The organism is Catalinimonas locisalis (genome assembly GCF_038039535.1).
In the GTDB taxonomy this organism is placed as follows: Bacteria; Bacteroidota; Bacteroidia; order Cytophagales; family Cyclobacteriaceae; genus Catalinimonas.
Window position 1 is genome coordinate 110,260 of record NZ_JBBPHP010000011.1, and the last position, 13,396, is coordinate 123,655.

The 13,396-nt window shown below is 45.6% G+C and carries 9 protein-coding genes; 7 read left to right on the top strand and 2 right to left on the bottom strand.

Annotated features, from left to right (window positions below; translation table 11 throughout):
• The first annotated feature begins 91 nt into the window (after positions 1-91).
• The 5 genes from WJR50_RS15855 to WJR50_RS15875 all read left to right on the top strand — a co-directional run bounded on the left by WJR50_RS15855 (position 92) and on the right by WJR50_RS15875 (position 7,082).
• Positions 92-4,471 (top strand): CusA/CzcA family heavy metal efflux RND transporter, encoded by a 4,380-nt coding sequence (locus WJR50_RS15855; RefSeq protein WP_341294286.1) that lies wholly within the window; start codon positions 92-94, stop codon positions 4,469-4,471.
• Between the two features lie 5 nt (positions 4,472-4,476).
• Positions 4,477-5,670: an efflux RND transporter periplasmic adaptor subunit gene (locus tag WJR50_RS15860; RefSeq protein ID WP_341294287.1), complete on the top strand. Its 1,194-nt coding sequence runs from the start codon at positions 4,477-4,479 to the stop codon at positions 5,668-5,670.
• A gap of 119 nt (positions 5,671-5,789) precedes the next feature.
• A complete protein-coding gene (locus tag WJR50_RS15865) occupies positions 5,790-6,134 on the top strand; it encodes a hypothetical protein (RefSeq protein ID WP_341294288.1) in 345 nt (114 codons plus the stop codon).
• A gap of 1 nt (position 6,135) precedes the next feature.
• Entirely contained in the window at positions 6,136-6,633 is a 498-nt protein-coding gene (locus WJR50_RS15870; RefSeq protein WP_341294289.1) for a DUF2231 domain-containing protein, read from the top strand.
• 89 nt (positions 6,634-6,722) lie between these two features.
• The gene (locus WJR50_RS15875) at positions 6,723-7,082 is read left to right on the top strand and encodes a SpoIIAA family protein (RefSeq protein ID WP_341294290.1); all 360 of its coding nucleotides are present in this window, start codon (positions 6,723-6,725) and stop codon (positions 7,080-7,082) included.
• A gap of 48 nt (positions 7,083-7,130) precedes the next feature.
• On the opposite strand, the gene WJR50_RS15880 is transcribed toward WJR50_RS15875, so the two are convergent.
• Entirely contained in the window at positions 7,131-8,687 is a 1,557-nt protein-coding gene (locus WJR50_RS15880; RefSeq protein ID WP_341294291.1) for a DUF4301 family protein, read from the bottom strand.
• Between the two features lie 186 nt (positions 8,688-8,873).
• Entirely contained in the window at positions 8,874-11,300 is a 2,427-nt protein-coding gene (locus WJR50_RS15885) for a penicillin-binding protein 1A (RefSeq protein WP_341294292.1), read from the bottom strand.
• 248 nt (positions 11,301-11,548) lie between these two features.
• On the opposite strand from WJR50_RS15885, the gene WJR50_RS15890 reads away from it, so the two are divergent.
• On the top strand, positions 11,549-12,631 hold the full coding sequence (locus WJR50_RS15890; RefSeq protein ID WP_341294293.1) for an alpha/beta hydrolase family protein: 1,083 nt from the start codon (positions 11,549-11,551) through the stop codon (positions 12,629-12,631).
• Positions 12,631-13,386 (top strand): sulfite exporter TauE/SafE family protein, encoded by a 756-nt coding sequence (locus tag WJR50_RS15895; protein ID WP_341294294.1) that lies wholly within the window; start codon positions 12,631-12,633, stop codon positions 13,384-13,386. The genes WJR50_RS15890 and WJR50_RS15895 overlap by 1 nt, the downstream gene beginning before the upstream one ends.
• The last annotated feature ends 10 nt before the right edge of the window (positions 13,387-13,396 follow it).

Sequence of the window (13,396 nt, forward strand, 5' to 3'; positions counted from 1 at the left end):
CGTCATAGGCTTATGATTGAGCTGACAGCACAGGTCTTCCCGGGGAAGAGGTGTGCTGCATAACCTATTTACTGATGCTAAACATGAATATATGATCAATAAAATCATAGCATTTTCTATTGACAACAAGCTTGTCATAGGCCTGCTGACACTTGCGCTGATTGGTGGGGGCATATGGAGCATGCAGCAAGTGCCCATAGATGCCGTGCCTGACATCACCAATAATCAGGTGCAGGTGATCACACAGGCCCCCAATCTTGGGACCGAAGACATTGAACAGTTTGTCACCTATCCGGTGGAAGTGGCGATGGCCAACCTGCCGGGTGTGGTAGAGATTCGTTCTGTTTCCCGATTTGGCCTCTCCGTTGTCACCATTGTCTTTGAAGACGATATGGGTACTTACCTGCCGCGCCAGCTGGTCAACGAAAAGCTGGTGATGGTGAAAGAAGAGATACCCGAGGGCTTTGGCGAGTCTTTTATGGGACCCATTTCTACCGGGCTGGGAGAGATTTACCAGTACACCCTGGAGGTAGAACCAGAGTTTAGTAATGAATACTCTGCTACCGATCTACGTACCCTGCAGGACTGGATTGTGCGTCGGCAAATGGCGATGGTGCCGGGTGTGGTAGAAGTCAATGCCTTCGGTGGTAAGCTGAAGCAGTACGAAGTAGCCGTTGACCCGGAAGAACTCAGGGCTATTGATCTAACCATCACCGATGTGTTTGAAGCCCTTGAACTCAACAATCAGAATACCGGGGGAGCCTACATTGAAAGAGACCATCAGGCCAACTTTATCCGGGGTGAAGGCCTGGCCCGCAGTATTGCCGACATAGAAAATATTGTGGTTAAAAACGCAGGAGGCATCCCTATCCGTATCAAGGATATCGCTCAGGTGCAGTTTGGCAATGCGGTGCGTTACGGTGCTTTTACCAAAGATGGAAAAGGGGAAGCCGTAGGCGGAATGATACTGATGCTGAAAGGCGCCAATTCCAATGAGGTGATTGAAGCGGTGAAGGAACGCATGAAACAGATTCAGGAGTCCCTGCCCGAAGGCGTATCCATAGCACCTTTTCTGGACCGCAGTACCCTGATCGCTGAGACGACTGATACGATTACTACAAATTTATTGGAAGGTGCGCTCATCGTTATCTTTGTGTTGGTATTTCTGCTGGGCAACTGGCGGGGCGGACTGATTGTCGCTTCTACCATTCCTCTTTCGTTGCTCTTTGCCTTTATCCTGATGAACGCCTTTGATGTCTGGGCCAACCTCATGTCACTCGGTGCCATTGACTTTGGGATAATCGTGGATGGCGCGGTGATCATTGTAGAAGGAACCGTTTTCTTTCTGGTACAGCGGCTCAGACAGGGAGAAAAGATAGACCCAACTACGCGTGACCAACTGACCTACAGCGCGTCCAGCAAGATGATGAACGCTGCTTTCTTCGGTCAGCTCATCATTCTCATTGTATTTCTGCCCATCCTTTTTCTGGAGGGAGTAGAAGGGAAAATGTTCAAGCCCATGGCCCTTACCTTTATATTCGCCATGCTGGGTGCCATGATCCTCTGCCTCACCTATGTGCCGATGATCTCTTCGCTTTTCATCAAGGGTTCTAAAAGTGAGAAACCCTCCTGGGGAGACAGGATAGTGATCTGGTTAGAAAATCAGTACGAAAAACTACTGGGAGGAGCTTTAAAAAGAGGGCTGATTGTACTTGGCTCAGCGTTAGCGCTCTTTGTACTGGCTATCTTGACCTTTACCCGTATGGGAGGCGAGTTTATCCCCCAACTGGATGAAGGAGACATTGCTTTTCATGTGATACTGAAACCCGGAAGTTCGCTGGCTGAAGCCACCCAGACTTCCTCCCGCATTGAAGCTATTCTGCTGGAAAACTTCCCTGAGATAGAGCATGCCATGACGCGCTTCGGGGTAGCTGATGTGCCTACCGACCCCATGCCGATGGACCTGGGCGATTGTATCCTTATACTGAAGCCCAAAGATGAATGGGTGTCAGCAGAGACCAAAGAAGAACTGATTGCCAAAATAAAGGAAAAGATCAGCGTGGTACCCGGTGTCAATTATGAGTTTACCCAACCCATAGAGATGCGTTTCAACGAACTGCTCACCGGGGTGAGGGAAGACATTGCCATCAAACTCTATGGGGAAGATTTGCAGGTGTTGGCCGACAAAGCCCAGGAAATGGGAAAGATCATCGCTACGGTAGAGGGGGTAGGTGATATGAGGGTAGAAGCCACCACCGGCCTGCCGCAGATGACCATCCATTATGAACGGGACAAACTGGCCCAGTACGGCATGAATGTGAATGACATCAATCGGGTGATAGAAACTGCCTTTGCCGGTGGAAAGGCAGGCGTCATCTTTGAAGGAGAAAGACGCTTTGACCTGGTGGTGCGGCTGGACTCAGCCTACCGTACTCATATCAATGATATCAAAAGCATGTACATCAATACGCCGGATGGCGCTCAGATACCCCTTAAGGAAGTAGCTAACATCAGCTATCAGCCCGGTCCCATGCAGATCAGCCGTGACAATACCAACCGCAGGACTTCTGTCGGCGTCAATGTGCGAGGCCGAGATGTGCAAACGCTGGTAGAAGAGATACAGCAGAAACTCAACGAGCAGTTAAACCTGCCTGCCGGTTATTATATCCGATACGGAGGTGCTTTTGAGAATCTGGAAAGAGCCACGGATCGCCTGCAGGTGGTGGTGCCTATCGCGCTTGCACTGATCTTCATCCTGATTTTCTTTGCCCTGCGTTCCTTCAAGCAGACGCTGATGATTTATATTGCGATTCCGCTGGCAGCCATCGGGGGTATATTCGCGCTATGGTTACGCGGGATGCCCTTCAGCATTTCCGCCGGGGTGGGCTTTATTGTGCTTTTTGGCGTGGCGGTACTCAACGGATTAGTACTGATCAGTGGCTGGAATGAGCTCAAAGAAGAAGGCTTGAACGATCTGGGAGAAAGAATCCGGCAAGGCGCTAGAAGGAGAATACGTCCCATCATGCTGACTGCCCTCACCGATATTTTCGGCTTTCTGCCCATGGCTATATCCGTATCTGCCGGAGCCGAAGTGCAGCGGCCTCTGGCTACCGTAGTGATCGGAGGTTTGATTACTTCCACCCTGCTCACGCTCTTTATCCTGCCCATCCTCTACCGCTGGACAGAGACGCATTCCTTGCGTCCCAGTCTGAGCAAAAGCGCAGCGGTACTGTTGCTGGTGAGTGGTATGAGTTTGTTTTTTTCTTTGCCATCACGTGCTCAAAACACTGATGAAATCAACCAAAATGTACAGCAAAGTGATACACTTCCTTCTATTACTTTGGAGGGAGCAATAGACAAGGCATTGGCTAATTATCCGAAGATCAAAGCGGCCAGACTGGAGATAGAACAGCAAGAGGCATTGAAAAAGACCGCCTGGAATCTGGGAAATACCCAAATATTTACGGCTGGCGAAGAGGTAGGAGACGAAGGGCAAGGAGTGTATACAACTATTGGTATCCAGCAGCAGAACATGGATATTTTTGGTATTGCTCCCGGTCTGGAAGTGCAAAAGCAGAAAGTAGCCCTGGCAGAAGCTGCTTTACAACTCAACGAATATGCATTGCGAAAGCAGGTAAAACAGGCTTATGGAGAAGCGTATGTCGCCCTGAAAAACGTACTGCTGTATGAGCAATTGGATTCTATCTATCAGGAATTTGAAAGGGCAGCCCGCATCCGCTATGAAGTGGAAGAAACTTCCCGGCTAGCCTATCTGGCCGCCAGCAATCAGGTGAAGCAGATTAGGCTGCAAAAGACACAGGCGGAATATGATTACAATTCAGCATTGTATAAGCTTAACCTCTGGCTGGTAAGTGATACCCTATACAATGTAGTGGCTACGGAAGAAACTTCCTGGTTAACGCCCATTGTGCAGCAGGATACCCTCACCCATCATCCACTGCTCAGCGTAGCCAGTCAGGGCATAGAAGTGGCAGAAGCAGAACGCAAAGCGGCAGCGGCTGATTATCTGCCCAAGCTCAATGCCCAATACGGAGTCCAGGAGATTGCTGGTGAGCAGGGTTTTTATCAGTTCCAGCTAGGTGTATCGGTTCCTCTGTTCTTTTTTCCGCAGCAGGGGAAGCTTCAGGCCAGCAAAATCCAGCAGCAGATTGCTGAGCAACAGTTCCGGCAAAGCCAATATGAATTACAGGCAGCCTATCAATCGCTTTTGCAGGAGTACAGAAAGTGGCTGGCCTCCTGGCAGTTTTATCAGGAGGAAGCATTACCGCTGGCCCGTGAGCAGCGGGAGGGAAGTGTACTTGCCTATGAGGAGGGAGCCATTGACTATGTCTCTTTTATACAAAATCTGAAGGAAGCCGTGCAGGTAGAAGTCAAGGCTCAGGAAGCACTGAATATGTATCTGCAAGCCAAATTCCAGCTGGAATATTATCTCAACTCATCTAATCAGTAAACACCATGAAATTCAATAGATATATAATATTAAGCCTGTTTGTGACGATCAACATACTCAGCGCCTGCGGAAGTGAGGAAAGTACTCAGACCAGTGCAGAAGAAGCACATGAAGATGAGCATCATGAAGAAGAAGGCGTTCATTTCTCTACCGAGCAGTTTGATGCATTGGATATGCAGGTAGGAGAGCTTCCCATGCGCAACCTTTCTTCCCTGGTAGAAGCCAACGGTCAACTGGAAGTACCGCCCCAGAACGAAGCTACGGTCACCGCCATCATGGGCGCCAATATCACTTCTATACAGGTGATAGAAGGAGATGATGTAAGGAAGGGGCAGGTGCTGGCCTATCTCTCCCATCCCAATCTTACAAGATTACAGAGCGATTACCTGGAAGCCCACAGTAGTTTGCAGTTTCTGGAACAGGAGTTTCAGCGTCAGAAAAGGTTGTACGAAGAGGAAGTGGGTTCGGGTAAAAACTATCAGCAGACCCAGGCCGATTATCGTTCCCAACAGGCAATGGTCAAAAGTTTGGAGTCTCAGCTCAGGCAGTTGAGCATGAATCCTGCTCGCATTCAGGATGGTAATTTTTATGATCAGGTGCCAGTCGTCAGTCCTATTGAGGGCTCAGTAACGGAAATAGGGGTGAAAACTGGTCAGTACGTACAGCCCGAGAAAAACCTTTTTGAGATCGTAAATACCCACCATATCCATGCTGACCTGATGGTGTTTGAAAAGGACATTTACAAAGTGGAAGAAGGGCAACGGGTACGTTTTACGGTAGAGACTTTGCCGGGACAGGAGCTATTTGCTGAGATCTATTCGGTAGGAAAGAAGTTTGAGCAGAATCCTAAAGCAGTACACATTCATGCTGAAATAGAAAATTCAACCGGTAAGCTAATTCCCGGCATGTACATTCAGGGAGAAGTGCTCACCGATAGTGTGGAAACTTATGCTTTACCCGAAGAAGCCATTGCCAGCGAAGGCGATGGATATGTAGCCTTCTTGGCAAATGAAGAGGTAGAAGGTGAATCTGAAGTCTGGATGTTTACACCGGTGCCAGTCGTTACTGGTGCTTCTTCCAAAGGCTGGGTTGAGGTCAAGTTTATGGAAACGCTACCTGAGAATGCGCGTTTTGCCCTGAACAATGCGTACTACCTGACGGCAGAAATGCAGAAAGGGGAGGCAGGGCATAGTCATTGAGTTGGGTGTACTTTTTAAGTGCAGGTCAGAGGCGTACATTCTGAATTTTATGTCGTTTTGGCAAACAGTCGCAAAATCTCATGGTTGAATTTGTTTAACACTTTTTAATATTTATGATCATGAAAAAATCAATTTTGTCTATTAGCTTTCTATTTTTTGCTGCCGTAGTATTTCAGGCCTGCAGTGGAGGAAGCAACAGCAGTACCGAAATGGAAAATACGGACATAGTAGAATCCGGTACGTATATGGGTACCGCTGACCGCGTAGACCCTGAAGAACAGGAGATTTATGTAGAGACTGAAGATGGGAAGATGCTGGAACTTTATTTTACAGAACAAACCAATTTGACTCAGAATGGGCAATCTGTCACATTTGATGCACTACAGCAGGGGCAACAGTTGGAAGTAGAGATAGAAAAGAAAGGACAGCGTTTAGAGCCTATAGCAGTGAGAATTATAGGATAGGATGAATGAAATTCCATCCATTTGGCGGACAGAGCTTTGGCACCCTCTGTCCGTTCATTTTCCTATTGCTATTTTGAGTTTTGCATCTGTGGTGGGTATGGCTTACTTGCTCTTTAAAAAAAGAGATTTTGCCCCTTACCTCAGATTTACCCTTTCTTTACTTCTATGGTGTGGTGTAGCACTATTTTGGCTAGCCTTTCTTACCGGACAGGAAGCGTATAGCATTGTGGTGCGGCAAATTTGTGACCCCCATGTACTAAAAAATCATTTGTTTTGGGCTTATATCTCTGGAGCAAGCTTCTCTCTGGCCACCGCCTTAGATATCCTTGTAAGGTTAATTTCCCTGAAATTTAAAAACTGGTTGGTGATTGGATCAGTTGTACTCATGGTAGGAGGCTCAGTTTGCATAGCTTATGTAGGGCATCTCGGAGCAAGGCTGGTTTACCAGCAGGCAGCCGGTGTTTATCAACCCTCTGAGAATTGTATTGAATTTGAATGATCTGGAGTAGGGTTTACAATAAGCATAAATGCCTCTATGACATGTGTTTTTACTGTAAATCATTTTTTAACCTATAAATATCTTTAGCAATGTTACAACTTTTAGATTTCACACAGGATAACATTATTGCTACCCGAGCAACTGGTAAAGTTACCGGAGAGGATTATGAAAGAGTAAAACCAATTATTGATAAGATCACAGGAAAAGGCCAGAAGATTCGCTGGTACTATGAGCTACAGAATGAAGAAGGTTTCAATATGGGAGCGATTCTGGAAGACCTGAAAGTAGATATCCAGCATGCCAGCGACTATGAAAAGATTGCTGTGGTAGGAGATAAGAAGTGGCAGGAAACAGTAACCAAAGCTTTTAAGCCATTTACCAATGCCAACGTTCATTTCTTTGAGATAAGTGAAAAGCAAAAAGCGCAGCACTGGATTACAAGCTACTAGTATGAGTAGATCTGACAGATTTTCAAAATCTGCCAGATCTTATCTTTTTTAAGACTGATGCTGTTCCCGCAGTAGGTCATTCACAGTTTTGACCGGATTAAAAGTAATGATAGGCACCTCCACAAAAACGGTGTTCCAGTCTGACATGCTGCCGTTCCAGAGGCCAGGCAATTCCAGGGCCTTGAGGTCTTTCCCATCTTTTGACTTTTTTGAAATAAAGCCTGTCTGAGGGTCTACAAATTTTTTCAGATCAAATTTATGTTCTTCAAAATCTTTGAGTGAGCATACTATATCTACCGGGTTGAAGTGGGTAGAGTTTTTGAAGATAGACATCTGCTCAGTATCATGGGTATCCACCTGCGCACTTTCTACAATTTGTAATGAAGTAGAGCCATCACTGTTCTCTGCCCAGAAAGGTCCACCACCCGGTTCGCCTTCATTTTTCACCATACCGCAAACGCGAATGGGACGATCCAGTTTCTGGAAAAGGTACGCTACTTTCTCATCATCTTCCATCGTACTAAAAACCTGCGGAGAGATGGTGCAAAGCTGGTTTTCTACAAAGTGCTGGATTTCTTCTATCTTCTCCGGAGACAGATCGTCAGATTCATGGATAAGCTTGAGATACGAAAAGATAGTCTCCTGATAGCGCAGCAGTATACCTCCCAGCATCTTTTTGTTCCGGTAGGTAGCCTCCTTGATGGAGTCAGGTACTACGTTATCAATATTCTTAATGAAGACAATATCCGCATCCAGATCATTCAGGTTTTCTATCAAGGCTCCATGTCCTCCTGGACGTAGTAATATGCTGCCATCTTCATTGCGGAAGGGCTTATTCTCCATGTCTACCGCGATAGTATCGGTAGAAGGCTTTTGCTCAGAAAAGGAGATATGGTAGGTTACGCTATACTCTTGTTCGTAAGAAACTTTGACCTCTTCAATATGCTGCTCAAAACCTTTACGATGTTCGGGAGATACAGTGAAATGTATAAACACTTCATTGTTAGCGTTTTTGCAATACTTTGCCCCTTCTACCAGATGTTCTTCTACCGGAGTACGGGTAGTATCGGTATAGGCATGGAATTCAAGCAACCCTTTGGGAAGGTTACCATACTGCAAGCCATCATCTTCCAGAAGCGTCTCTAAAACACTCACATACTGACGTTGAAGAATAGCTTCGTTCAGGCCTATTCCGTGCTTTTCGTAATGTTTTTCTTTGAGGCTATTGTAAAATGCAAAATCTTCAATATGCTTGAAGAAATTGAAAATAGGGCGAAGTTCTTCATCGCTGGTAAGCTTCTGATAATCTTCATCGCTGCCACTGTAAGAGCTCATAAAGCCAAACAACGCTTTAAACATACGGCTGGCAGCTCCCGATGCGGGTACGAATTTCACTACCTTTATTTGAGGAGATTCCTGCTCATAGGTGCTTATATATTTCTCAGCTAATTGCTCATCTATCTGGAGTAAACCATCGTTGATGGTGGCAGCCTTGATAATTCTGAGAAAAGGAAAACCCTCTTCAAACTGTTGGATTTGCTGCTTAATGGTGTCAAGGTTGGCACCGTATGCTTTAAGATGATTTAAATCTTGGTCGGAAAACATATAGAAAAAAATTAGTTGGGTTGAAAAAGATGTCGTGCCTGAAAATAGTAATAAAAGCTAATATTACACAAAATGCACAAAGGAAATGAAATTCATTCAGCATAATGAGGAGTGGGATAAAAGTTTAACTCCTAAAAAAATAAAAAGCTCCTGAACAGTTCAGGAGCTGAAATTAAATATTATTGATCAGTTCTTTTTGCCGCCAAAAATACCTCGGATTACATCTCCCAGTGTAGTACGTTTCTTTTCGCGCCTTTGGGCTGGGCTTTCTCTTTGTACAGGCTGAGCTTCGTGCTCGGCTACTTTTTCCTCCTCTCTACGGTCTTCATCACCGGCAAAAAGCCTCCAGAAGAAGCCTCTGTCTTCATTCAGATTTTCTTTATAAAAATCGCAGTCCAGCTTGTCTTTGGCCCTGCGGCTCAACTCAGGAAAGTGGCCATTGCTTACCATCCGGAAATCAGGCTCCCGGTTGACCTGCTGCATAAACTTGGCCCAGATAGGCAAAGCAGTATTGGCTCCCTGACCTAGTGTAAGGCTACGGAAACGAATCATTCGGGTGGAACCACCTACCCATGCTCCGGCTACCAATTTGGGAGTTGCTCCCACAAACCATCCATCCGCCTGCGACTGAGTAGTGCCGGTTTTTCCAGCAATTTCATTTTTCAGTCCATAGGCATAACGAATTCGGCGAGCAGAGCCGCTATCTACTACATTTTTGAGCATGTGTACCATAATGTCGGCCACTTCCGAATGCAGGACTTTTCTGAGATCCTCCTTTTCTTTTTTGGTAAAATCTGCGATCACATTGCCGTACTGGTCTTCTATGCCCAGCAGGTACATGGGTTTTACCCGGTAACCGCGATTCACAAAAGTGCTGTAAACCGTAAGCATCTCGGAAAGTGTAAGGTCTGCCGTGCCCAGGGCAATGGAGGGTTCTGAGGGCAACTCATGTTCCACCCCCATATCATATGCTAACGAAGTTACCTTGCTCACCCCAGTTTGCATCATCAGATCTACCGTCACTGTATTGACAGAATGGGCCAAGGCTCCGGGCATGGAGTAATAGCCTTCGTACTTATTGTCGGCATTGCGGGGTGCCCAGCCTTTATATTCATCGTATGTCCTGAGCTCATTGCTGATGAAGTCACAGGGTTGTTTACCGTCTTCTATAGCTGCTGCGTATACAATGGGCTTGAAAGTAGAGCCTACCTGTCGGCGGGCCGTCACATGGTCATACTTAAAGTGCTCATGGTTAATGCCTCCTACCCAGGCTTTGACATGACCATTTTCGGGCCGCATAGCCAGGAAACCGGCGTTGAGGAACATCTGGTAATACGCGATGGAGTCCAGCGGACTCATGGTTTTTTCCTTTTCTCCTTCCCAGGTAAATACCGTCATGGGAATGGGTTCCTTAAAGCTCGCTTCCGCCTCTTCAGCTGTTTTTCCATTGGCGATCATTTGCTTATAGCGGGAAGAGCGCTGCATCAGCGTCTTCAGGTAATCGTTATTCTGATCCCAGGGGGTGCGGCCCTGCCAGTGCTTGAAGAAGGTAGTTTGCAGCTCTTTCATATGATCTTGCACTGCCTTCTCAGCATAAGCCTGCATGCGTGAGTCAATGGTGGTAAAGATCTTTAAACCATCAGTGTAAATATTATAAGTAGTACCGTCATCTTTGGGGTGATCATCCAGCCACTTTTGTACTTCATGCCGAAGCTTCTCTCTAAAGTAAGGTGCAAGACCTTCGTTATGAGAGACATAGGTGTAATTCAGTTCCATAGGAATAGACTTCAGAGAATCAGCCTGAAACTGAGTAATGTATTCCGACTTAGCCATCAGATTGAGTACCACATTACGTCTGCCTTTGGCACGTTCAGGATGAAGTCTTGGGCTGTAGAAAGTCGTAGCTTTGAGCGTACCTACCAGCAGGGCAGCCTCTTCGGGTTTAATATCTTTGGCTGACTTATTGAAAAAGCGCTTGGTAGCAGCTTCTATACCATATACATTTCCACCAAAAGGCACAGTATTGAGATATAAAGCCAGAATTTCTTCTTTATTATAAATCTCTTCCAGGCTGGTAGCAATGAATATTTCCTTGAGTTTGTTAACCGGCATGCTTAGTAGCCAGAAGTCCTGACGAGGAAAAAGGTTTTTGGCCAGCTGCTGGCTGATGGTGCTACCTCCTCCGGAACTTTCATTGCCCAGCATAATACTTTTGACCAGTACCCGTGCCAGGCTGCGGTAGTCAATACCTTCATGCTTATAAAAGCGAGCATCTTCGGTAGATACCAAAGCCTGAACGATGTAAGGAGAAATGTTTTCGTAACGCGCGTTGGTGCGGTTTTCTATATAATATTTGCCTAAGAGCTGGCGGTCGTAAGAATAGACCTCTGAGGCATTAAAGTTTTTGATATTACGCAATTCCTGCTCATTGGGAAGTCTGCCAAAAAATCCCATGTGGACCAGGAAAATAAACAACAGGCCAGACAGCAGAACACCAAAAAATGTATAAACGCCCAGGCGAAGCCACTGACGCCAGCCAAAATGCCTAACCGTACGAAAAATAGCTTTGAACATATGCTGTATCATCCGGAAAAACTTCCGAATGATGTTCATTAATGTTTTTTTGACCTTGGGATTCAATGAAATGTCAGTTTGGTAAAACAATCTACATTACTACGCTAAATCATCCGCTTTGTTATGACATTGTATCATAATAAATAGCTGATTCGCAAAACGAATGACTAACAAGTAGGCAGCATGCATAATTCCCCCGCCGCTTTTACAAACTAACTTTTTTTGGCATATTGAAAGTTTAATGGCTGCATGCGGCCTATCAATGACTCCCTAACAAACCAAACCACATGAAGAGAATTTGCTTTCTACTGCTTTTATGCATTACATCAGTGCATACTTTGTGCCATGCGCAATCGCGCGACGAACTCTTAGAACAAGTAGAGTCACTGGAGGAAGAAATTGGAGACCTTCGTCATCAGTTTAACGCTTTAGAAAAGTCAATTGATGACTTGGCGTGGCAGCAGTCAATGGATAATATTGCTTTTGTAGATAAAGTTACGTTGACCGGTCCACCCAAAAGAGTAATTGATAATCCTACCGGACAGGGAGCTAATAACCCGCTTAAATTTAGTGCTTACGTTTTCCTTCCTAGAAATATTGATTTCTCCAAAAAGTACCCTTTGCTCGTCTTACCCCATGGGGGAGTACATAGTAACTTCAATACATTTTACCAGCATATCGTCCGGGAATTGATGGTGCAGGAGTATATTGTAGTTGCTCCGGAATATAGAGGGAGTACCGGCTACGGCAAAGGATTCTACGAAACTATTGACTATGGAGGACTAGAAGTAGAAGATGTGTATAGCAGTCGTAATTATATGCTGGAGAACTATGACTTTATTGACGCGAACCGGGTAGGCATTTTAGGCTGGAGTCATGGTGGCTTGATCACGCTGCACAACATCTTTGAGCATCCTGACGATTATAAAGTGGCTTATGCAGGCGTTCCTGTGAGTGATCTCATTGCCCGGATGGGCTACAAAACCCAAAGGTATCGTGACCTATATTCCGCTGATTATCACATTGGTAAGTCCGCTTATGAGGATGTGGAAGAGTATAGGCGCCGTTCTCCTGCCTGGCAGGCCCATAAGCTACAAACTCCTCTGCTTATTCACACCAATACCAATGATGGAGATGTAAATGTCTTTGAGGTAGAGCACCTGATCAAATCCCTTAAAGCAGAAGATAAGGATTTTGAATACGAAATCTATGAAGACATTCCCGGCGGTCATACCTTTGACAGGATTGATACGCAAAAAGCCAAAGAAGTGAGGTTGAAGGTATATAATTTTTTAGCAGATTACTTAAAACCAAATGTAACCTTCCGTAATGTCAAGGAGTTGCAGCAGGCTAGTTACCTGCCTCGCTAATGGATTGGCTAGATATTTTGATCGTTATCTCTGCCGGTTTCGCAGCGGGCTTTATCAACACTCTGGCAGGAGGTGGTTCACTAATTGCCTTATCGGCTTTGATTTTTATGGGGCTTCCTCCTGCCGTTGCCAATGCTACCAATAGGGTTGCGGTCTTCTCGCAAAATGTTTTTGGTGTACTAGGCTTTAAAAGTAAAGGAATATCTTCCTTTCGTTTTAGTCTCTGGCTGGGGCTTTCCGCACTTATAGGGGCTGCCATAGGCGCTAAAATCGCAGTAGATATTGATGCTGAACTTTTTAACAAGCTGCTGGCAGTGATCATGCTTGTTGTGGTTATTTTCATCGTTTTTCACCCCAATAAGGGGATTATTGAAACAGTGGAGCGAATGGATAAAAAGCACCAGGCCATCAGTATCTTTCTCTTTTTTTTTGTTGGCTTATGGGGAGGCTTTATACAGGTAGGAGTAGGCTTTTTAGTAATTGCCTTGTTGTCTACAGTCAATCGTTTTAGCCTGGTCAAAAGCAATAGTGTAAAAGTCTTTGTGATACTCATATATACAGTAGCAGCCCTGGGTGTGTTTATCTGGGAAGGTAAAATTAACTGGAGCTATGGTTTGGTCCTGGCCCTGGGTAACTCTTCCGGAGCCTGGTTTGCCTCGCGCTGGTCAGTGGAGAAAGGAGACAAGTGGGTGAAAGTTTTTTTGATAGCCACTGTCATTGCCATCGCTGTAAGGCTATGGTTTTTTAGTGAGTAGATACTATCCA

What these genes read in the sequence shown, in the direction of transcription:
- WJR50_RS15855 (WP_341294286.1), top strand. Translation starts at nt 92, where the DNA reads ATGATCAATAAAATCATAGCATTTTCTATTGACAACAAGCTTGTCATA.
- WJR50_RS15860 (WP_341294287.1), top strand. Translation starts at nt 4,477, where the DNA reads ATGAAATTCAATAGATATATAATATTAAGCCTGTTTGTGACGATCAAC.
- WJR50_RS15865 (WP_341294288.1), top strand. Translation starts at nt 5,790, where the DNA reads ATGAAAAAATCAATTTTGTCTATTAGCTTTCTATTTTTTGCTGCCGTA.
- WJR50_RS15870 (WP_341294289.1), top strand. Translation starts at nt 6,136, where the DNA reads ATGAATGAAATTCCATCCATTTGGCGGACAGAGCTTTGGCACCCTCTG.
- WJR50_RS15875 (WP_341294290.1), top strand. Translation starts at nt 6,723, where the DNA reads ATGTTACAACTTTTAGATTTCACACAGGATAACATTATTGCTACCCGA.
- WJR50_RS15880 (WP_341294291.1), bottom strand. Translation starts at nt 8,687, where the DNA reads ATGTTTTCCGACCAAGATTTAAATCATCTTAAAGCATACGGTGCCAAC.
- WJR50_RS15885 (WP_341294292.1), bottom strand. Translation starts at nt 11,300, where the DNA reads ATGAACATCATTCGGAAGTTTTTCCGGATGATACAGCATATGTTCAAA.
- WJR50_RS15890 (WP_341294293.1), top strand. Translation starts at nt 11,549, where the DNA reads ATGAAGAGAATTTGCTTTCTACTGCTTTTATGCATTACATCAGTGCAT.
- WJR50_RS15895 (WP_341294294.1), top strand. Translation starts at nt 12,631, where the DNA reads ATGGATTGGCTAGATATTTTGATCGTTATCTCTGCCGGTTTCGCAGCG.